The organism is Micromonospora sp. NPDC002411, assembly GCF_053592955.1.
Window position 1 is genome coordinate 1 of record NZ_JBSFBM010000094.1, and the last position, 20,379, is coordinate 20,379.

General features: G+C 71.8%; 16 protein-coding genes and 2 pseudogenes. 11 read left to right on the top strand and 7 right to left on the bottom strand.

Features of this window, described 5'->3' with window-relative positions:
- Positions 1-38 precede the first annotated feature (38 nt).
- A pseudogene (locus ACWCO3_RS13935) lies at positions 39-620 on the top strand (alpha-1,4-glucan--maltose-1-phosphate maltosyltransferase); the annotation flags it as partial.
- On the top strand, positions 608-2,710 hold the full coding sequence (gene glgB, locus ACWCO3_RS13940) for a 1,4-alpha-glucan branching protein GlgB (RefSeq protein WP_145784252.1): 2,103 nt from the start codon (positions 608-610) through the stop codon (positions 2,708-2,710). The pseudogene ACWCO3_RS13935 and the gene glgB, both read left to right, overlap by 13 nt.
- Positions 2,711-2,833: 123 nt before the next feature.
- Here glgB and ACWCO3_RS13945 read toward each other — a convergent pair whose 3' ends face one another.
- On the bottom strand, positions 2,834-3,874 hold the full coding sequence (locus tag ACWCO3_RS13945) for an App1 family protein (protein WP_145784254.1): 1,041 nt from the start codon (positions 3,872-3,874) through the stop codon (positions 2,834-2,836).
- A gap of 124 nt (positions 3,875-3,998) precedes the next feature.
- On the opposite strand from ACWCO3_RS13945, the gene ACWCO3_RS13950 reads away from it, so the two are divergent.
- The 4 genes from ACWCO3_RS13950 (at position 3,999) to ACWCO3_RS13965 (ending at position 8,365) form a co-directional block, all read left to right on the top strand.
- On the top strand, positions 3,999-5,651 hold the full coding sequence (locus ACWCO3_RS13950) for an ArnT family glycosyltransferase (RefSeq protein ID WP_450010184.1): 1,653 nt from the start codon (positions 3,999-4,001) through the stop codon (positions 5,649-5,651).
- A gap of 53 nt (positions 5,652-5,704) precedes the next feature.
- The gene (yaaA, locus tag ACWCO3_RS13955) at positions 5,705-6,502 is read left to right on the top strand and encodes a peroxide stress protein YaaA (RefSeq protein ID WP_145784259.1); all 798 of its coding nucleotides are present in this window, start codon (positions 5,705-5,707) and stop codon (positions 6,500-6,502) included.
- 163 nt (positions 6,503-6,665) lie between these two features.
- A complete protein-coding gene (locus ACWCO3_RS13960) occupies positions 6,666-7,343 on the top strand; it encodes a hypothetical protein (RefSeq protein ID WP_244312002.1) in 678 nt (225 codons plus the stop codon).
- 74 nt (positions 7,344-7,417) lie between these two features.
- Positions 7,418-8,365, top strand: coding sequence for a TAXI family TRAP transporter solute-binding subunit (locus ACWCO3_RS13965; protein ID WP_145785774.1), 948 nt, complete (start codon positions 7,418-7,420; stop codon positions 8,363-8,365).
- A gap of 10 nt (positions 8,366-8,375) precedes the next feature.
- On the opposite strand, the gene ACWCO3_RS13970 is transcribed toward ACWCO3_RS13965, so the two are convergent.
- From ACWCO3_RS13970 to ACWCO3_RS13980, 3 genes are all read right to left on the bottom strand, one after another.
- Positions 8,376-9,812, bottom strand: coding sequence for a sensor histidine kinase (locus ACWCO3_RS13970; RefSeq protein WP_145784264.1), 1,437 nt, complete (start codon positions 9,810-9,812; stop codon positions 8,376-8,378).
- 9 nt (positions 9,813-9,821) lie between these two features.
- Positions 9,822-10,478, bottom strand: a complete 657-nt coding sequence (locus ACWCO3_RS13975; RefSeq protein WP_088990531.1) for a response regulator transcription factor — start codon at positions 10,476-10,478, stop codon at positions 9,822-9,824.
- Positions 10,479-10,552: 74 nt separating this feature from the next.
- Entirely contained in the window at positions 10,553-10,864 is a 312-nt protein-coding gene (locus ACWCO3_RS13980; protein WP_088947217.1) for a hypothetical protein, read from the bottom strand.
- A gap of 112 nt (positions 10,865-10,976) precedes the next feature.
- On the opposite strand from ACWCO3_RS13980, the gene ACWCO3_RS13985 reads away from it, so the two are divergent.
- Positions 10,977-11,315 carry a DUF952 domain-containing protein gene (locus ACWCO3_RS13985; protein WP_145784268.1) on the top strand — a complete coding sequence of 113 codons (339 nt, stop codon included), beginning with the start codon at positions 10,977-10,979 and terminating at the stop codon, positions 11,313-11,315.
- A 59-nt stretch (positions 11,316-11,374) separates the two neighbouring features.
- On the opposite strand, the gene ACWCO3_RS13990 is transcribed toward ACWCO3_RS13985, so the two are convergent.
- The 3 genes from ACWCO3_RS13990 to ACWCO3_RS14000 form a co-directional block, all read right to left on the bottom strand.
- Positions 11,375-13,138, bottom strand: a complete 1,764-nt coding sequence (locus ACWCO3_RS13990; protein ID WP_358163088.1) for a CDP-glycerol glycerophosphotransferase family protein — start codon at positions 13,136-13,138, stop codon at positions 11,375-11,377.
- Between the two features lie 226 nt (positions 13,139-13,364).
- Positions 13,365-15,476, bottom strand: a complete 2,112-nt coding sequence (locus ACWCO3_RS13995; protein ID WP_450010189.1) for a DUF6077 domain-containing protein — start codon at positions 15,474-15,476, stop codon at positions 13,365-13,367.
- Between the two features lie 125 nt (positions 15,477-15,601).
- A complete protein-coding gene (locus ACWCO3_RS14000) occupies positions 15,602-16,240 on the bottom strand; it encodes a TetR/AcrR family transcriptional regulator (RefSeq protein ID WP_145784275.1) in 639 nt (212 codons plus the stop codon).
- A 178-nt stretch (positions 16,241-16,418) separates the two neighbouring features.
- On the opposite strand from ACWCO3_RS14000, the gene ACWCO3_RS14005 reads away from it, so the two are divergent.
- From ACWCO3_RS14005 to ACWCO3_RS14020, 4 genes and pseudogenes are all read left to right on the top strand, one after another.
- A complete protein-coding gene (locus ACWCO3_RS14005) occupies positions 16,419-17,312 on the top strand; it encodes an ABC transporter permease (protein WP_450010191.1) in 894 nt (297 codons plus the stop codon).
- Between the two features lie 34 nt (positions 17,313-17,346).
- Positions 17,347-18,123, top strand: a complete 777-nt coding sequence (locus ACWCO3_RS14010) for an ABC transporter ATP-binding protein (RefSeq protein ID WP_088991800.1) — start codon at positions 17,347-17,349, stop codon at positions 18,121-18,123.
- A gap of 134 nt (positions 18,124-18,257) precedes the next feature.
- Positions 18,258-19,775 carry a bifunctional cytidylyltransferase/SDR family oxidoreductase gene (locus ACWCO3_RS14015; protein WP_145784279.1) on the top strand — a complete coding sequence of 506 codons (1,518 nt, stop codon included), beginning with the start codon at positions 18,258-18,260 and terminating at the stop codon, positions 19,773-19,775.
- A 33-nt stretch (positions 19,776-19,808) separates the two neighbouring features.
- Positions 19,809-20,379, top strand: a pseudogene (locus ACWCO3_RS14020) (CDP-glycerol glycerophosphotransferase family protein); the annotation flags it as partial.

Consider the following 20,379-nt stretch of genomic DNA (forward strand, 5'->3'; position numbering starts at 1 on the left):
GCTGAGCAACTCGCGGGGTCCGGAGACCCTCACCGACCTGGTCGACAGCCTTGGCGAGCACGCCAGCGCTGGCACCGCACAGGACGCGGCGCGGGCGGTTCCACGAGATCGACAACCCGGCGTTGCTGTGCTGGTCGAAGCACGACCCGGAGACCGGCAACACCGTCATCGTGGTCTGCTCGTTCGACTCGCGCGAGGTGCAGTGGGGCAACACGACGCTGGACATGCCGGCGCTGGGCTTCGACTGGCACGAGCGGTTCACAGTGCACGACGAGCTCACCGGCACGAGCTACGACTGGGGTCAACGCAACGCGGTACGGCTCGACCCGTACCTGCAACCGGCGCACGTGTTGACAGTGCGCCGCCCGACCCCGCCCGCCGAGCCGCTACCAGCGGGCGCCGAGCCGGCCGACCTCACCGTCGCCGAGGTGCCGGACGAACTCTCCGGCGGCACCGCGCCGACGGCTCCCGCGCCGGCAGCTCCGGTATCGGCAGCTCCCGTTCCGACTCCGCCTCGCCGGTCGCGCCCGGTACCGACCCCGCCGCGCCGATCGGCGACCCGTCCGCCCGCCTCCGCACCGACCGACGCTGCCCCGAAGGACGCCCGATGGACCAGCTGATCTCCGGCGCGACGCACGACCCGCACTCGGTGCTCGGCGCGCACCCAACCGACTCCTCGACGACGATCCGCACGCTGCGCCGGGGCGCCGGCGACGTGGTGCTGCTCGTCGGCGACGAGCGGTACCCGATGAAGCGGGTGCACGACGCGGGCGTCTTCGAGGCCACCGTCGAGGGCACCGTGCTCGACTACCGGGTGGAGGTCGACGGCACCGCGCACGACGACCCGTACCGCTACCCGCCGACCCTCGGTGAGCTGGACCTGCACCTGATCGGCGAGGGCCGGCACGAGCGGCTGTGGGACGCGCTGGGCGCTCGGGTCTTCGACGAGGGCGTGGCGTTCAGCGTGTGGGCGCCCAACGCCCGCGGAGTCCGGGTGATCGGTGACTTCACCGGCTGGGCGCCCGACGACGGCTGGCCGATGCGGTCGCTCGGCTCCACCGGCGTGTGGGAACTGTTCGTGCCCAACGCACGCGTCGGTGCCCGCTACAAGTACCGGATCCTCGGCGCCGACGGCCAGTGGCGGGACAAGGCCGACCCCCTGGCCGCGTACGCCGAGGTGCCGCCGGCCACCGCGTCGGTGGTGCACCACTCGACGTACCGGTGGAACGACGCGGACTGGCTGGCCCGGCGGGCCGAACGGCAGCCGCACCAGGAACCGATGAGCGTCTACGAGGTCCACCTCGGCTCGTGGCGACCCGGCCTGAGTTACCGCGAGCTGGCCGAACAGCTCACCGAGTACGTCAGCGGGTTGGGCTTCACGCACGTCGAGTTCCTGCCGGTGATGGAGCACCCGTTCGGCGGTTCCTGGGGTTACCAGGTCACCGGTTACTTCGCGCCGACGTCCCGCTTCGGCGACCCGGACGACTTCCGCTACCTCGTCGACCGGCTGCACGCCGCCGGCATCGGCGTGATCCTCGACTGGGTGCCCGCGCACTTCCCCAAGGACGAGTGGGCCCTGGCCCGCTTCGACGGCACCCCGCTCTACGAACACCCCGACCCGCGCCGTGGCGAACACCCCGACTGGGGTACGTACGTTTTCGACTTCGGCCGCAGCGAGGTGCGCAACTTCCTGGTCGCCAACGCGCTCTACTGGTGCGACCAGTTCCACGTCGACGGGCTGCGGGTCGACGCCGTCGCCTCGATGCTCTACCTGGACTACTCCCGCAACCACGGCGAGTGGGCGCCCAACCAGTACGGCGGTCGGGAGAACCTGGAAGCCATCGCGCTCATGCAGGAGGTGAACGCGACCGTCTACAAGCACCACGCCGGCGTCGTCATGATCGCCGAGGAGTCCACGGCCTGGCCGGGCGTCACCCGCTCCACCGCCGACGGCGGGCTGGGCTTCGGGTTCAAGTGGAACATGGGCTGGATGCACGACACCCTGCTCTACACCTCGAAGGACCCGATCTACCGCCAGCACCACCACCATCAGCTCACCTTCTCCCTGGCGTACGCCTGGAGCGAGAACTACGTGCTGCCGATCAGCCACGACGAGGTCGTGCACGGCAAGGGCTCCCTGGCCGGCAAGATGCCCGGCGACACCTGGCAGCGGCTGGCGAACGTGCGCGCGCTACTGGCGTACATGTGGGCGCACCCGGGCAAGCAGTTGCTCTTCATGGGCTCCGAACTGGCCGACGACCGGGAGTGGAGCGAGGAACGCGGCCTCGACTGGTACCTGCTGCACGACCCGGCCCGCGCCGGTGTGCAGCGGCTCGTCGGCGACCTCAACCGGGTCTACCGGGACACCCCGGCGCTCTGGGCACAGGACACCGACCCGGCCGGGTTCCGCTGGATCGCCGGCGACGACGTCGCCAACAACACAGTGTCGTTCGTCCGGATCGCCCCGGACGGCTCCACGCTGGTCTGCGTGGCGAACTTCTCCGCCCAACCCCTGCACGACTACCGAATCGGGTTGCCGGCCGGCGGGACGTGGACGGAGGTGCTCAACACCGACGCGCACCACTACGGCGGGTCGGGGGTGGGCAACCTGGGCGAGGTACGGGCCGAGGACGTGCCGTGGCACGGGATGGTCGCCTCCGCCGCTCTCCAGGTGCCACCGTTGGGTGCCGTCTGGCTCCGTCAGGGCTGACCCACCACCCGACAACGGCCAACGATGCACTCACCTTGATCAAGTGATGAGAAGTAGGTGCCAGGGTCGTTTCTGACCTACTTTTCATCACTTGATCAGTGCGGCATCCCGCAGGAATCCGCGTCAGACCAGGCCGGCGTCGCGGAGCAGTTGCCACAGGCCGGCGCCGTCCGGCGCGGACAGCCACTTCTGCCCCACCGGCCCCGACGAGGGGCGTCCGGCCGGGGCGGGCAGGGTGCCGGCCAGCACCGACTGCGTCGGGGAGAGGCGGCGGATCGCCACCCCGGCGACGTTCTCCGGGTGGGCGGCGGCGAACTCCCGGTAGATCTCCTGGTCGTGCTGGCCGTCGTCGCCGACGAGCAGCCAGCGCACGTCGGGGAACTCCTTGGCCAACCGGGCCAGGGTGGACCGCTTGTGTTCCATGCCGCTGCGGAACCAGCGGTCGGCGGTCGGGCCCCAGTCGGTGAGCAGCAGCGGCCCGGCCGGGTAGAGGTGCCGGGACAGGAAGCGGGTCAGGGTGGGTGCCACGTTCCACGCGCCGGTGGAGAGGTAGAAGACCGGCGCGCCCGGGTGCGCGGTGACCAGCCGCTCGTAGAGCACCGCCATGCCGGGTACGGCGGCTCGGGCGTGTTCGTCGAGCACGAACGTGTTCCAGGCGGCGAGCAGCGGTCGGGGCAGCGCGGTGACCATCACCGTGTCGTCGATGTCGGAGAGGATGCCGAACTTGACCTCCGGGTCGAGGATGCGCACCGGCGCGTCGACGGGTTCGGCGTCCGGGACGCTGAGGCGGACGGTGCCCCAGCCGGGCGGCAGGTCGGCCTCGACGAGTGTGTCGACGAAGCCGCTGCGGTCGGCCTGGGTCTCGTGCCGCACCCCGCCCGCCTCGATGGTCACCGTGACGTGCTTGTTGGGCAGCGTGGTGAAGCTGCGCCAGCCGCGGACCTTGTCCAGTCGACCCCGCTGGCGGGTGTCCGGGCGTCCCAGCAGCACCCGGCACATCACCCGCACCCAGCCCGGAGCGCCGTAGCCGGTGTACGCGACGATGTTGACCCGCCAGCCGGTGCGCCGCAGCCGACGCTGCACGAGCTGGTGAACGGCGTCCTCGATCCGCGCAGCCCGGTGCAGGTTCGGAACGGCCAGCTGGCCGGCGGGAGTGGGTGGCACGCGCCAACCCTGCCACACGGCGACAGCCGCGGCCACGCGAGTGGCCTCCGACTGTGCTGATCCACCTCGGCGGCCCGACGGAACGTGAAACACTCCGGTCGGGACGACGACGGGGGCGTTGGTCGTGTCGCAACCAGAGCAGCACCGTGGGCGATGGCGTCCGCGACTCGACCGGCCGGCGCTCGTCGCGCTGCTGTTCGGGGTGGCCGGTGTGGTCTACCGACTGGTCCTGACCCTGTTCACGGTGCCGGTGTCGAACAGCGACGAGGCCACGTTCGGCCTTGCCGCGCTGCACATCGGGCAGGGCCGGGAACGCCCGGTCTTCCTCTACGGCCAGCACTACATGGGGATGGTGGAGTCGTACCTGGCGGCGCCCCTGGTGGCGGTGGTCGGGCCGAGCTGGCCGGTGCTGCGGTTGCCGATGCTCGCGCTGTACGCGCTGTTCCTCTATCTGATCCACCGGTTGACCCGCCGGATCTGCACACCCTGGTTCGCCACCTTCGTCGTCGGCCTGCTCGTACTCGGAGGCGAGCGGGTGGTGCGCGACCAGCTCACCGTGGTCGGCGGTCGGCCCGAGGTGAAGCCGGCGGTGCTGTTGATGCTGCTGATCACTGTGGGGTTGGCCGCCGGCACGATCCGCCGCCGACGACTCGCTGTCACCGCGTTCGGCCTGCTCGTCGGGCTGGCCCTCTGGTCGGACTGGCTGATCCTGCCGTACCTGGCGGTGGCCGGGCTGGCCCTGGTCTGGGCGGCGCGGCGGGAACTGCTCGGCTGGTCCGGTCTGCTGCTGGTGGCCGGGGTCGCCGTCGGCGTGGCACCGATGATCGTCGACAACCTGCGGGCCGGGCCCGGTGACGACTCGCTGTCGGTGTTCCGGGAGATCAGCACCAAGGCCGGGCCGCTGCCGCCGTGGTCCGACCGGATCCGGGGCGGGCTGCTGGAGGGGGTGCCGCTGGCGCACGGGCTCTGCCCGGTGGACGGCTGCGGTCGGTGGCAACAGTGGTTCGGGGTGCTGTATCCGGTGCTGCTGCTGGCCGGCGCGGTGTTCGCCGCGCTCGCCTACCGCCGGGCGGCCCGGCCGCGCGAGGAGCAGGCTGACCGGGCGGCTGCGGGGCCGCGCGGGGCGCGGGTCGGGCCGGTCGTGCAGCTCGCGCTGGTCGTCGGTGCCGCGTTGACCCTGTTGTCGTACGTCCGCAGCCCGCTCGCCGCGACCAGCCCGCTGGACAACGCCCGGTACCTGTCGGTGCTGCAACTGTCGCTGCCTGCGGTGCTCTGGCCGCTCTGGGTGGTGGCGGTCGCCTGTTGGCGGGGCACTGTCGGCACGCTCGGACGGCTCGCCGGGGCGCTGTCCACCGCCGTGCTGGCCGCCCTGACCGCGACCGCGCTGCTGATCACGGTGCTCTTCGCGGCAACCGGCACGGCGGCGTCCCGGACCGAGGAGCGCCAGGCCCGGGAGTTGGCCGCCGCGCTGCGGGCCAACGGCCCCCACCAGGTGTACGGGGACTACTGGACCTGCAACCGGTTGATCTTCAACACGGACGAGACGGTGGTCTGCGGGGTGCTCGACGGCGACCTGTCCCCCGGGCAGAACCGCTACCTGCCGTACTGGCGGCAGGTCGGTCGGGCCGATCGGCCGGGTTACGTGACGGAGGTCGACTCGCCGATGGACCGGAGGCTGCGCCGGCTGCTCGCCGACCGGGGCGATGCCGCACCGGTGCGCGAGGTCGGTGGGTATCGCGTGTACCACCCCGACACCCCGGTGCGCCCCTGGCGGTAGTGGCGGGTCGTACGCTGGCCGGGCCGCCGCCGTTGCACCGCCCGAGGAGACCCATGCTCATCCTGCTGCCGCCCTCCGAGGGGAAGGCCGACGCCGGCACCGGACGGCGCTGGTCCCCGGACCGGATGTCGCTGCCAGAGCTGAACCCGGCCCGGGAGCGGGTGCTGGACGCGCTGGTGGCGCTCTGCGCCGGGCCGGACGCGGAAGCCGCGCGGGCGGCGCTCGGGCTCAGCGAGGGTCAGCTCGGCGAACTGCGCCGCAACGCCCGACTGCGGGAGGCAGCCACCGCGCCTGCCGAACGGCTCTACACCGGGGTGCTCTACGAGGCGTTGGACCTGGCCTCGCTGCCGGCCACGGCGCAGCGGGCGGCCCGCCGGTCGATCATGATCAGCTCCGGGTTGTGGGGCGTGGTCCGGCTGGCCGACCGGATCCCCCCGTACCGCTGCCCGATCGGCGCTCGCCTGCCGGACGTGGGGGCGCTGTCGGCGTACTGGCGCGCCGAGCTGGCGCCGGTGCTGGACGCCGCCGCAGGCAACGGCCCGGTGCTGGATCTGCGCTCCGGCGCGTACGCGGCCACCTGGACGCCGCGCGGGAAGCTGGCCGAGCGGACGGTCACCGTGCGGGTGCTGCACGAGCGGGAGGTCGACGGCGTCCCGGTCCGCTCGGTGGTCAGCCACTTCAACAAGGCGACCAAGGGACGTCTGGTGCGTGACCTCCTCGTCGCCGGCGCTCGACCGCGCACCGCCACCGAACTGGTCGGCGCGTTGCGGGAGTTGAAACACACGGTCGTGGAGCAGACCCCCGCGCGCGGGCGGGCACGGCAGGTGGATGTGGTGGTCACCGACCTCTGACGGGTCGGCAGCCGCAAGATTTGCTCAAGGCTGGGCCGGAGCAGTTCCGTAACGGGGGCGCAGGGGCCACGGTAGGGACACCCAGACTCCGACGAGGGAGCCTCCGTTGACCTCCGAACCCGCAGTGCTCGACCGGCCCCGCCCTCCGGCGCTGCCGTCTCCGATGGACTGGCTGACCCTGGGCGACGCGTTCGAGGCCGCCTGCCTGCTGCGCTGCACGCCGCCCCCGGCCACCGCCCGGTCGAGCACAGCACTCCCGGCGTACGCGTCGGGGGTGGAGTTCAACCGGGAGGACGCGGCACAACGGATGCGGCAACTGCTCGCCCGGCTGGACATCCCGGTCACCCACGAGGTCGCCGTCGGAGGTCTACGCCGCCGCTACGAGCTGCATCGGCTGTGGGTGCCCCAGGAACACCGGGGCGCGTACACCCGGGTGGTGGACGCGGGTTGGTGGCAGGGGCGGCGTGAGCTGCTCGGCGGGCCGCTGCCCGGGGCCTCGCCGGCGCGCCGACGGTTGGCCACCCGGCTCTCGGCGGCGGCCTGGCGCTCGGCGCTGCTGGCCGCCGGGCGGCACGTCCGCCGGCACATCCTCGGCGTGCGGCTCACCGACCGGGAGCTGGCCGCGGTGCTGATCCGGAGCGCGGCGGTGCTGGACGTGCCGGCCCGGCTCCGCCCCGGCACCGGCTGCTTCCTGGTCAGCGTGAACGACGGCCCGGACCGGGCGCGGATCCTGAGTAGCGCTGCCCTGGAGCCGGCGCGCGGGCCAGCGACGCCGCGCGGCACGGCCCCGCCGTCGACTCGGGCCGTGGCCACGGCGACGGCAGGACGCCCGCCCTACTGATCCCGCCCGGCGCACCGACGGAGGGCTTGCGCGCACGGGCCCGACGGCGCACAGTGCACCGCGTGAGTCGTACCTTGTCCCGCAGGCCCGGACGCCACCGCGCCGGGTGGGCGGCCCTGTTGACGGTGCTGCTGACCGCGGCCCTGGCCGCCGGATGCCGGGACGCCCCGACCGCGCCGACGACGATCCGGATCGCCACCGGCAGCCCCACCGCCGTCTACTACGCGTTCGGGCAGTCCCTGGCGGCCATCCTCAACCGGGACCTGCCCGACGTGCGGGCCAGCGTGGTGATCACCGCCGCGTCGGCGGAGAACGTCCAACTGGTCGGTTCGGGCGCGGCCGAGCTGGGCTTCACCCAGGCCGACGTGCTGCCCACCACCATGGCGGAGAACCCGACGGTCGAGGCCATCGCCCGGGTGTACGACGACCAACTGCACCTGGTCACCACGGGCGGCGGCCCGGTCCGCACGGTCGCCGACCTGCGCGGCCGTCGCGTCTCCGTCGGCGCACCCGGCTCGGGCACCGAGATCACCGCGACCCGGCTGCTGGAGGTGGCCCGCCTCGGCGGCGACGAGATCCGTCGGGAGCGGCTCGGGCTGGACGACTCGGTGGCGGCGTTGCGGTCCGGGCGCATCGACGCGTTCTTCTTCTCCGGCGGGTTGCCGGTGCGGGGCATCGAGGAGTTGGCCTGGCGCAGCGCCACCCGGATCGTGGACCTCAGCGAGTGGACCGAGCCGCTGCGCGACCGCTACGGCCAGGTCTACGTCTCCCGGGACATCCCCCGCTCGGTGTACGGGGTGGACGCGGTGACCACTGTCGCCGACCCGAACTACCTCATCGTCCGGGCCAACCTGCCGGAGCAGTTGGTCCGGGAGGTGACCAGGCTGTTGATGGAACGCCGTGCCGAACTGGCCGCCGCACATCCGGCGGCGGGACGGATGAGCCCCCGCTCGGCGATCGTCACCGCGCCGCTGTCGCTGCACCCCGGGGCCGCCGACTGGTACCGGGCGGCCAAGCCCTGACGACCCGCCCTCAGCGCGCCGGGGCGGGCCGCAGGTCGGCGGGCGGTTCCTCGTCCACGGGCTCCGCCGCCGGGTCGGGCTCCGCCGCCGGGAACCACAGGGCGGCGACCAGGCCGCGCGACTCCCCCGGGCGCATGGTGAGCCGCCCGTCGGAGGCGTCCACCAGCACGGCGGCGATGGTGAGGCCCAGCCCCGCGCCGTCCACGTTCTGCGCGTCCGGCGCTCGCCAGAACCGCTCGGTCGCCTGGCGGAGCTGACTCTCGGTCATGCCAGGGCCGGAGTCACGCACCTCCAGGGACACCCCGTCGTCGCGGCGATCGACGGTCACCGTCACCGCCCCGCCGGCCCCGCTGAACTTCACCGCGTTGTCGATCAACGCGTCCAGCGCCTGGTCGACGGCTGTCGGCACGGTCTGGGCGTACGCCGGGGCGTCGCTCGTAGCCAACCGCAACGCGACCGACCGGTGCCGGGCCAGCGGCGCCCACGCGGACACCCGGGAGGCTGCCACCGCGGCGGCGTCCACGGTGACCCGCTCGTTCTCCTCCCGTTCGGCCCGGGCGAGGGTGAGCAGGGCGTCGAGTACCAACGCCAGTCGGTCGGTCTCCTCCAGGGCCAGCTGGTGCTCGGACCGGCCGTCGGGGTCGGTGAGGCTGGGGCCCAGCTCCTCCACCCGCAGCCGCAGCGCGGTGAGCGGGTTGCGCAGTTGGTGGCTGGCGTGCGCGACGAAGGCGCGTTGCCGGTCCATCACGTCGGACACCACGTCGGCCATGTGGTTGAAACTGGTCGCGAGCCGGCGTAGCTCCGGAGGGCCCAGGCGGTGCTGCACCCGGGCGCCGCGATCGCCCTCGGCGATCTCGTGGGTGACCGCGTCCAGTTCGGTGACCGGGCGCAGCACCCAACCGGCCAGCCCGAACGCGGTGAGCACGCAGGCCAGCACGGCGAGCAGACCGGCCAGGGCGAGCAGCAGCCACCACGCGGCGACAGCTCGGCGGATCGGGCCGGACGGCGACGCGATCACCACCGCGCCGAGCACCTCACCGCCGTCGTTGATCGGCGCGGCCACCACCACCGGGTCGGTCGTCCAGGGCCAGACCGACTCGGGCGCGCTGGTCTGCTGCCCGGACAACGCGATGTCCAGAACCATCGCCGTCCCCGGGCTGGGCTGCCACCTCGGCGACGAGACCGGGGTGCTCCGGTCCCGGTCGACGACCGCGACGCCGATCGCGTACAGGTTGTCGTAGCTGTTCAGCTCCGACTCGATCGGGCCCGGCCCCCCGTCGCGCAACGCCGGGCCGGCCAGCGAGGCGAACCGGGTGGCGTCGGCGAGCCGGTCGGCGCGGACCCGTTCGGTCTCCCGGCTGGCCATGGTGGCGGCGAGCGGTGTCTCCAACGCGATGAGGACGAGCACCATCAGCAGCAGGTAGCTGATCACCAGTCGGCGGCGCACGTCAGCCCCTCACGCGTCACGCAGTCGATAGCCGACGCCGCGGACGGTCTCCACCAGGCGGGCGTCACCGAGCTTGCCGCGCAGCGACCCGACGTGCACCTCGACCGTGTGCCGATCGGCCCAGGTGGTGCCCCACGCGTCGAGCAGGATGCGATCGCGCGGCACCGCCACCCCGGGCTGGCGGGCCAGCGAGAGCAGGACGTCGAACTCCTTGCGGGTCAGGGTGACGGCGCGGCCGTCCACGGTCACCGTCCGGGCAGCCACGTCGATGCGAACCGACCCGGCCTCGATGAGGTGTCGCTCCGGCGCGGCGTTGGCGGCCCGGCGCAGCACCGCCTCGATCCGGGCCTGCAACTCCACCATCGAGAACGGCTTGACGACGTAGTCATCCGCGCCGAGGCGCAGACCGAGCACCCGGTCCCGCTCCTCACCCCGCGCGGTCACCGCGATGATGCCGAGCTGGCTGCTGCGGCGGCGCAGCTCGCGGCACAGGTCCGTGCCGTCGCCGTCGGGCAGGGTCAGATCGAGCAACACCAGGTCACACGGGGCTGCGGAGAGCGCGGCCGCGACCGTGGCCGCGTGCTCCACCTCGTATCCACGGCGGGTCAGGGCGGAGGAGAGCGCACCGGCGACCCGGCGGTCGTCCTCCACCAGCAGGATCCGCACCCGTGCCTCCGTCCGTCGCAACCGTTCTGCGAATGGTGGCAGAAGGGGGCGCGGAGCGGGAGGCCGCCTACCCGCTACAAACCGAAGACGTCGTCGGCGGTGGCGTCCCGGACGCCGTCGGTGAAACCACGGAAGCCCGGGTCCTCGTGGCTGGCTGGCACGCTCGTGACGTTGACACCGCTGGCCTGGGTGACCGCGTCGACCAGGGGCGGATAGTCGATCTCGGCATCCTGGAAGGCGTCGTCGTCCGCCTCAGCCAGGTTGATCACGTGCTGGACGTCGTCGGACGGAGTGTCCGGGTCCTCGGCCCACTCGCCGCCAGCCCGGTAACACTCGTCGTACAGCGCGCGCTGGCTGTCGGTCCAGTCGTCGTCGTAGCTCTGCATCGCCCATCCCCTCCGCGGCCTTGACCTGAGCATGCCCGGCGGGAGGTGACGAGCGCGGCGGTACCGGGGAAACCGGCTCGGCGCGCCCACGGCAGCGCCGTAGGCTAACGAAGTGATCTACAAACTGCTGTCCAGCACGGAGTGGGACGACGCCCTCGCCGCCGGCGCCTTCACCGGCTCCGCCCTGGACAGGCAGGACGGTTTCATCCACCTCTCCGGCGGCGACCAGGTCGTGGAGACGGCGCGGCGACACTTCGCCGGCGTGACCGGGCTGACGCTGCTGAGCGTGGCGGAGGACCGGCTGGGCGACGCGTTGCGGTGGGAGCCGTCGCGCGGTGGGCAGCTCTTCCCGCACGTGTACGGTCCGCTGCCGGTCGCCGCGGTGGTGGCGGCGCAGGCGTTGCCCGCGGACACCCCGGTCGCCGAGGCGGTGGCCACCCTGTTGGGCTGACACGGTCGCGCCCGGCCCGACAGGTGTCGGGCCGGGCGCGCAACGCCATCCGTGCGGACTCAGCGGCAGAGCCGGCTGATCTCCTCCTGGAACCGGTCCATCGGGTTCGCCTCGGCGGGGCCGAGCAGGTAGGTCTTCAGCTCCCGCCGGGCCTCGGTCATCGGGTCGTCGCCGGCCCGCGTCACCGACACGATCTTCTCCAGCTCACCGCAGTCCTTCGAGAGCAGGTACGCGGCCCGGGCCGTCGGGTAATCCCGGCGGAACTCGTCCTCGGACAGACCGGCCGGGTTTGCCACCACGTACGGGCGCTGACTCTGCACGAAGTCGGAGACCACGCTGGACACGTCGCTGATCAGCAGGTCGGTCTGGTTGAAGCAGTCGAACAACGCCGGCGTACGACCGGTCACCACCAGGTGCGCGGTGCCGTCCAAGGAGGACGCGTCCGCGTTACCGCCGGCGGCGCGGATGGCCGCGACGATCCGCTCGTGTGCGGCCCTGGCCTTGTTGGAGCGCGACCCGGTGAGCGGGTGCGGCTTGTAGACCAGTCGCAGCCGAGGGTTCGTGGCCAGCAGCCCCTTGACGATCCGCTCACCCATCAGCACCAGCGAGGTGTGGTACGGGTCGTCGTCGAGCCAACCCTCCCAGGTGGGGGCGTAGAGCACTGTGAACGGCCGGTCCACCGACTCGGCGCCGAAGGTGTGCACCCCGGCGAGCTGCGGCCGGCCGATCTCGACGATGTCCGAGTCGAGCACCCCCACGCCGGCCCGGGCGTACCGCTCCCGCCCCGCCAGCCCGGCGACCCAGACCTCGTCGTACACCTTGCTGTAGGGGTTGACGCTGGCCTGCTTGTCGCTGTCACCGTGCCCGACGAAGACGTGCTTCGTGGTGGGCTCGCGAAGCATGTGGATGTTCGCGCCGACGTTCGCGGCGTACAACGCCGCGCGGATGCCGCGAAGGTCGAGGTTCATGAAGTCGACACCGGCCGGTACGCAGATCACCGGCAGCCGGGTGTCGGCCAGTTCCAGGAACGCGTCGCGGCTGCGCATCAGCACCACCGCGCGCTGGTGGAGCGCCTCGGTCGGAGCGAGCCACATGTTGGCCTGGTAGACGTCCTTGGCCGGGCCTGCGAAGTAGAGCGCCACCTCGGGTCGGTAGGTGTCCATCCACCGCTGGACGGCGGGCAGCACCACACCCTGCCCGGCGCCCTGACCCCGGCCTCGCAACCAGGTCAGAGCGGTGATGGCACCCACCACACCGGTCATCACGACCGCCACTGCGGCGGCGACGAAGAACGGCGTCGGGTCGTGCCGCACCGCGGCGGCCACGGCGGCCGGAACGAGCAGCAGGTTGAGCAGGGGCATCCGGTCACCGGTGACCGCCGCCACCCAGGCCGGCAGTTGGTTCGCGGAGCGCAGGTCGCCCAGATCGATGTTGCGCACCATCGCGGAGAGCGGGTTACGACGCTCGATCATGACGGAGAGCGCGCCGGCGAAAACGGACACGACCCACACCGCGGCCGGCAGCGCCAGCAACAGGGTCAGCTCCCCGCCGCTGAGCCGCACCTCGGCGGCGACGAGCAGAACGGCCGCGAGGTCCCGGGTGAGCTGCCGGTACGACCAGTGCAGGCCCACCTTCTCCAGCAGCAGGTGCGACGACGGCGACCAGCGGGCGACGGCGAACTCGCCGATGACGGCGGCGAGCCCTGCGACAGCGAACAGACCGATCCAGCCGAATACACCACCGACGAGCATGACGAGGTAGGCCACCACCAGCAGGGCACTGTGGGCGGCCACTCCGAGGCGTCCTGTCAACGTGCCGAACAAACGAGTTCGCTCCCTACAAGATTTCGTTGCGGGCTGTGCCCGTGAATGGATCGACGCCACTCCCCCGTCGCGCGGCGGGTCGACCGCAGCCGCCTGCGCGTGACTGCGACCTTAACGCGAGGGGACGCCCGAGCGTCACTCGGGTATCCGGCACCATTTCGGGCAAAGCTCCGCGCCTGGGTGCGCCCGACCCATCCCTGGGTCGGGCTGCTCGACAGGGATCCGCTCAGGCGACCCGCCGGAAGCAGATCATCGCCCCGGGCGCCTTGCGCGCGGCGAACTCCTGGTAGCCGAGCTGCGGCGCGGTGTCGCGCGCGTACTGGTTGCCCTTGTAGACGCAGATGGTGCCCACGTCGAGGCGGTCCAGCGCGGGCGCCAGCTCGGCCGGCGCCGGGGCGCTGACGCCGTCGGCGAAGCCGGCGAGCAGCAACCGGTCCTTGGCGAACTGCGAGTTGAGGTCGTACTCGACGAGGTAGAAGTCGCGGGGCAGGACGACCCGGACCTCGCTGGTGACGATCGGCGTGGTGCGCATGATCACCTTCGGGGCCAGCAGCATGCCCTCCGGGCGGTCCAACTCCTTGATCCAGAACGCGATCTTCTGACGCTGCTGCGGAAGCTTCCAGGTGGGCCGCTCGTGCACCTCGACCCAGCTCTTCGGCGACCACATCGGAGTCGCGAACAGGGCGAACGCGGCAACCAGCAGCACCGCGACCCCGCCGGCCGCCGCGCGCCGCAGCGCCGGTGTCGGCGCCGGCACGCGCACGGTACAGAGCAGACCGATCAGCGTCGGCAGGGCGAGCAGCCACGGCACGCGCCAGAGCACCACCGAGATGCCGCTCAACGCGCTTATCAGCTCCAGCACGCCGGGTACGAACATCACACTCAGCGCCAGGGTGGCGCCGGCGATGAGCAGCGCCGGGGTGCGCCGACGGGCGAGCAGTGGCCCGCACCACAGCGCCAGACCGCTGATCACCCCGACCACGCCGAACAACAGCGTCCGCCGGTAGGTGGAGGCCGCGTTGTAGAAGGCGTCGTCCGCGCCCTCCGCGGCCATCCCGCCAAGCAGCAGCCGCGAGACCACCAGTGAGCCGATCGGGTACGCGAGAGCGGCGACCGCGGCGACGATGGCGGCCTTCCAGCGCCCGACCAGGAGCATGGCGAAGCCGGCGGCGCCCACCAGCATCGGCAGGATGATCGCCGCGGTGTTGGTGAGGCCGATCGCGGTGATCGAGAGCGCCACGATGAGAACCAGGCTGCGCCGCGACCGGTTGTCGAACCACTCGGTCAGGTAGAGCCACATCAGCGGGATGACCGCCGAGACGAACATGCCCTTGCCCTCGTGTAGCCGAGGAAGGTGGAACGTGCCCAGCGCGGCGTCGCCGCCGGCGACGAGGTACAGGTAGGCGATGGCCACGGTGAAGGCGAGCACCGGGCGACGCGAGGCCCACCGGTGCGTCAGCCGCCAGAGGGCGAGCGCGGCGAGCACCGCCATGATCGGCAGCAGCACGTACCAGAGGGCCGAGCTGGCGTGGATGCCGACGACGTTGGCGAACGCACCGTCGAAGACCTCGATCGAGGGGATCGGCGGCTGCGAGCCCATGGCCGGCAGGACGTTCTCGGAGAACAGGAAGTCGTTGAGCGGGACCAGGTCACGCTCGGCGATCCAGACCGACTTGCCGACGTAGTACACGTCGTCCGGGGTGTTGCGGGCCATGAAGAACGAGGAGATTCCGACCAGCACCGAGATGACCAGCGCGTACGTCGACTGCGCTGCGGTGGGCGCCGGGGCGGCCGGGTTGGGGACCGGACCGTCGAGCCAGGCCCGGCGGAGGAGCAGGATCCCGCCGACCGCGGCGAGCAGACCGGCGACCGCCGGAATCCACCACGTGAGGCTGACCCCGGTCCCGGCCACACCGGCGGAGACTGCCGCGACGGCGGCGGCGACCAGCACCCCGATCAGCAGGCGGCGGTCGACGGCGGGCCGCTCCACGGCCGGCTCGCTCGGCTCGCCGGCAGCGGTGGTGGCGGGTGCCGTGGCGGCGGCCGAACGGCGACGGCGACGGACGAGGGCCACCACCGCGAGCAGTACGCAGGCGACCAGCCAGATCCGGAAGGTCACCGACGGGCGCAGGTCGCCCAGGAAGGCCGCGTGGTAGAGCACTGTGAAGAGTGCGAACGCCATCACCGCCCCGTCGGTGAGCAGCGCCGGGGCGTCGGCCACCAGTGCGCGTACCCGGGACGCCAGGGCGCGACTGTCGGCGGGCCGGGTTGCCTGCTCGGCCCCGGGCGTCGGATCCGAATCGGCGGGCGCTACGGCGATGCTGTCGACGTTGGCCACGGGCGTCCTTACTCGTCAGGCGGATCAGGGTTTTCGGCGTGGTGACAGCCGGGTGTCAAGGGGGCAGCGTAGCGGAATCGGACAGGCAGACCGATGCTGCGGGCGACCGAGTGTCGGACGCCTGGTCAACCCGGGATCGGGGCCGGCCGGGGTCGGGGCAGGACGCTGTCGGCGCCGAGCCCGGCGGCCACTGATTCGACCAGGTTGTCGAGGTAGCTGTCGGTGAGCGGCAGTCGGGCGATGGCGAGCCGCCAGTAGAGCGGGCCGACGATCAGGTCGATCGCCGCGTCCGGGTCGGTGTCGGCGGGCAGCTCGCCGCGCTGCACCGCGCGGGTGACCAGGCGACCGCCGATCTCCTGTTGGCGCGCGTGCAGCACCCGACGCAGGGTCTCGTCGATGCTCGGGTTGCGGGCGGCCTCGGCCAGCAGGTCCGGGATGATCTGCGACGCCAGCGGGTGCCGCAGCGCGTGCGCCACGGCCTGGAACAGCAGGGCGAGGTCACCGCGCAGGGTGCCGGTGTCCAGCGCCGGGAGTTTGCCGTGTGCCGCCGCGGCGACGATCTCCAACACCAGGTCGAGCTTCGAGCTCCACCGCCGGTAGATCGCCGTCTTACTGACGCCGGCCCGCCGGGCCACCGCCTCGATGGAGAGCCGGCCGTAGCCGACGGCGGCGAGCTCTTGCATCAACGCACGCCGGATCGCCGCGGTGATCTCGTCGCGCAGCACCGCCGCTCCGGCCGGGGCCCGCCTCTTCTCGGTCGTCATCCAGGGCTCTTATCGCAGGTCACGCGGACCAGCGTAACGCAACGACGATACGGTTGCGTCCCGACGTGTTTCGGACTACTGTCCACGCAGCGACGAGGCGGCGCCCCGCGCACATCTCCCACTAGGATCCCATCGTCGCGAGCCACCCCGTCTGCACAGAGATCGGAGCGCCATTTCCATGGCCACCACCGCGCTGGTCGACCCCGACACGGGCCTGACCCAGGCGCAGCTGGCCGCTCGACACGGGCTACGGGTCGCCGGTGAGCGCCCCAGCGTCGTCGAGTACAGCCGCCGACTATGGGCGTACCGCCACTTCATCGCCGCGTACGCCAACGCCAAGCTGGTCGCCTCGTACAGCAACGCCAAGCTGGGTCAGCTCTGGCAGGTGCTCACCCCGCTCACCAACGCGGCGGTCTACTACCTGATCTTCGGGGTGGTGCTGGCACAGAACGACATGCCGAACTACATCGCCTACCTGACCACCGGGCTGTTCATCTTCAACTTCACCCAGAGCGCCGTCCTGACCGGCACCCAGGCGATCAGCAGCAACCTGGGGTTGATCCGGGCGCTGCACTTCCCCCGGGCCAGCCTGCCGCTGTCCACCACGCTGACGCAGTTCCAGCAACTGCTGGCCTCGATGGTGGTGTTGATCGGCATCGTGCTGGTCACCGGCGAGCCGATCACGCTGAAGTGGCTGCTGCTGATACCGGCCCTGTTCCTGCAGGCGGTGTTCAACGCCGGCGTGGTGCTGCTGGTGGCCCGGATGGGTTCCAAGGCGAGCGACCTCAAGCAGGTCATGCCGTTCGTCCTGCGCACCTGGATGTACGGATCCGGCGTCCTCTACAACGTCAGCCTGTTCGAGCGGCTGCCGGCCTGGGCGACGACGGTCGTGCAGTACAACCCGCTGCTGGTCTACATCGAGCTGGCGCGGTACGCGCTGCTCGAGGAGGCACCGCTGCTCAACGAGTCGCTGACCCAGCTCTGGCTGGTCGGCGCCGGGTGGGCCCTGGTCGCCGGGATCGGCGGGTTCATCTACTTCTGGCGCGGGGAACAGGAGTACGGCCGTGGCTGAGCACGTCGACACGCCCATCGAGGCGACCGCGACGATGACCCCGACGCAGGAGCGCATCCCGACCGTCGTGGTCGACGACGCGCACATCATCTACCGGGTGCACCAGGGCGCCGGCGGTGGCACCACACCGGTCGCCGCGCTGCGCCGACTGGTCAAGCGCACCTCCGCGCCGAACATCCGGGAGGTGCACGCGGTCAAGGGAATCTCCTTCACCGCGTACCGGGGTGAGGCGATCGGGCTGATCGGCACCAACGGCTCCGGCAAGTCCACCATCCTGCGGGCCATCGCCGGGCTGCTGCCGGTCAACCGGGGCGCGATCTACACCCAGGGGCAGCCGTCGCTGCTGGGCGTGAACGCCGCCCTGCTCAACGACCTCTCCGGCGAGCGCAACGTCACCCTCGGCTGCCTGGCCATGGGCATGCATCCCGACGACGTCGCCCGGCAGGCCGCGGGCATCATCGAGTTCTCCGGTATCAACGAGCGGGGCGACTTCGCCAGCCTGCCGATGCGGACGTACTCCTCCGGCATGGCGGCCCGGCTACGGTTCTCCATCGCCGCGGCCAAGAAGCACGACGTGCTGCTCATCGACGAGGCGCTCGCCACCGGCGACAAGGGTTTCCGCAAGCGCAGCGAGCAGCGGGTGCGGGAGTTGCGCGAGGGCGCGGGCACTGTGTTCCTGGTCAGCCACCAGCTCTCCTCCGTACGGGACACCTGCGAGCGGACGATCTGGCTGGAATCGGGCGTCCTGCGGATGGACGGCCCCACCGACGAGGTCGTCCGGGCCTACGAGGCGTACGCGAACAGCAAGTAGCGCCTCGGCATCGACACGACGCCACGGACCGCGTCGCCCGCGTTGGGGCGGCGCGGTCCGCGCGTTAAGGTTCATCCCGTCGCCGCTCGGGCGGAACTTTCCGTTAACGCATCCCTGAGAGTGAGGATCCGGCAATGACGCAGGACCAGACCACTGGCCCGGACGCCGCAGCGGAGACCCCGACGCCATGGCGGCCCTCGCGGACGGTGGCCGTGGTTCTGGCCGGCGGCACCGGGACCCGGCTGGGCCTCGGCATCCCGAAGCAGCTGCTGAAGATCGCCGGTAAGCCGATCATCGAGCACACCCTGGCGGTCTTCGAGGCGGCACCCGAGATCGACGAGATCATCGTGCTGATGGCGTCCGGTCACGTCGATGACGCCCAGCAGATCGTCGACAAGGCCGGCCTGCGCAAGGTCACCAAGGTGATCGAGGGTGGCGACACCCGCAACGCCACCACCCGGATCGCCCTGGACGCGGTCGGCCCGGAGGACTGCAACATCCTCTTCCACGACGCGGTACGCCCGCTGCTCAGCGGCCGGATCGTGCGTGAGTGCGTCAACGCCCTCTGGACCTACGACGCCGTGGACGTGGCCATCCCCTCCGCGGACACGATCATCCAGGTGGACGACAACGACTGCATCACCGACATCCCGGTGCGGTCCCGGCTGCGCCGGGGGCAGACCCCGCAGGCGTTCCGCTCCCCCACCATCCGTGAGGCGTACCGGATCGCCGAGGGTGACCCGAACTTCGCCGCCACCGACGACTGCGGTGTGGTGCTGCGCTACCTGCCCGGCACCCCGATCAAGGTGATCGACGGTTCGGACGAGAACATCAAGGTCACCCACCCGGTCGACGTGCATCTGGCCGACAAGCTCTTCCAGCTCGCCGCGGCGCAGGCACCCCGGCTGACCGACCACCGCAGCTACAGCGAGGAGCTGACCGGCCGCACCATCGTGGTGTTCGGCGGCAGCTACGGCATCGGCCACGAGTTGACCGAGTTGGCCCGTCGCTTCGGCGCCCAGGTCTTCCCGTTCAGCCGTTCCAGCACCGGCACCCACGTGGAGCGGGCCGAGGACGTCGAGGCCGCGCTGACGACCGCGTTCGAGGCCACCGGTCGGATCGACCACGTGGTGGTCACCGCCGGGATCCTGGAGCGGGGCGAACTCGCCGAGATGGACGAGGAGACCATGGACCGGGTGCTCCAGGTCAACTTCGTCGGCCCGGTGACCATCGCCCGCCAGGCGCTGCCCTACCTGCAACAGACCAAGGGCCAGTTGCTGCTCTACACCTCCAGCTCCTACACCCGGGGGCGGGCCCGCTACGCCCTCTACTCGGCCACCAAGGCCGCCCTGGTCAACCTCACCCAGGCGCTCGCCGACGAGTGGGCCGACGTCGGCGTACGCGTCAACTGCATCAACCCGGAGCGGACCGCCACCCCGATGCGGACGCGGGCCTTCGGCGAGGAGCCGGAGCACACGCTGCTCGCCGCGGAGGCCGTCGCCCAGTCGTCCCTGGACGTGCTGATCTCCGACCTGACCGGCCAGGTGATCGACGTACGTCGGGCGCCCGGTGACGGGGCTACGGCGAGCGTGCCGGCGCAGGGCGGGCCGGGTCAGGTCGAGACGTCGGCCGACGTGGCGTCGGCCAACTGACGCCCACGGCTGCGGAACCACGAACGGAGCGACATGCGCGGCGACCTGGTCCGTAAGCTGGCTGCCCGCTGCCTGAGCACCGGGTTGGCTGTCCTGGCCTTCGTCGTGCTGGCGCTCACCGACGCCACCGGCTGGGGCCTGGCGTTGGCTGTCGCGGCCGTGGTCGCGTCGGCCGTGGAGCAGCGTGTCCGGCCCGGCGCTGACCTCGTCGCCGAGACGACGCTGATCGCCGCAGCGGTCCTGGTGGGTTACTGGCGTCGGCTGGATGACGGTGTCGACCTGGCGCTGGTCGCCACCGCACTGGTCCTGCTGGGGCTGGTGCTACTGGTGGGGCCCCTGCGGACCGCCGGCAACCTGGAGATGCGGACGGGGAACCTACCGGTGCGCACCTGGACGCCGTTGGTCGCCGACCAGCTCGGCACCGCGCTGCTCGGGCTGCTCGCCGTGGTGGCCCTCGCCGCCGCGCTGACAGTGCCGGCCGTGGTGCCACTGGTCGCCAGCCTGCTGGTCGGTGCGGGCGTCGGGGCTGTCGCCAGGCGATCTACGAGATCAGCGTCGACGGCGCCCTGGAGACACCGCTGCGGACCGACGTGGGGGCCAAGGT

What these genes read in the sequence shown, in the direction of transcription:
- yaaA (WP_145784259.1), top strand. Translation starts at nt 5,705, where the DNA reads ATGCTCATCCTGCTGCCGCCCTCCGAGGGGAAGGCCGACGCCGGCACC.
- ACWCO3_RS14000 (WP_145784275.1), bottom strand. Translation starts at nt 16,240, where the DNA reads ATGACGACCGAGAAGAGGCGGGCCCCGGCCGGAGCGGCGGTGCTGCGC.
- glgB (WP_145784252.1), top strand. Translation starts at nt 608, where the DNA reads ATGGACCAGCTGATCTCCGGCGCGACGCACGACCCGCACTCGGTGCTC.
- ACWCO3_RS14010 (WP_088991800.1), top strand. Translation starts at nt 17,347, where the DNA reads ATGACCCCGACGCAGGAGCGCATCCCGACCGTCGTGGTCGACGACGCG.
- ACWCO3_RS13960 (WP_244312002.1), top strand. Translation starts at nt 6,666, where the DNA reads ATGGACTGGCTGACCCTGGGCGACGCGTTCGAGGCCGCCTGCCTGCTG.
- ACWCO3_RS13980 (WP_088947217.1), bottom strand. Translation starts at nt 10,864, where the DNA reads ATGCAGAGCTACGACGACGACTGGACCGACAGCCAGCGCGCGCTGTAC.
- ACWCO3_RS14005 (WP_450010191.1), top strand. Translation starts at nt 16,419, where the DNA reads ATGGCCACCACCGCGCTGGTCGACCCCGACACGGGCCTGACCCAGGCG.
- ACWCO3_RS14015 (WP_145784279.1), top strand. Translation starts at nt 18,258, where the DNA reads ATGACGCAGGACCAGACCACTGGCCCGGACGCCGCAGCGGAGACCCCG.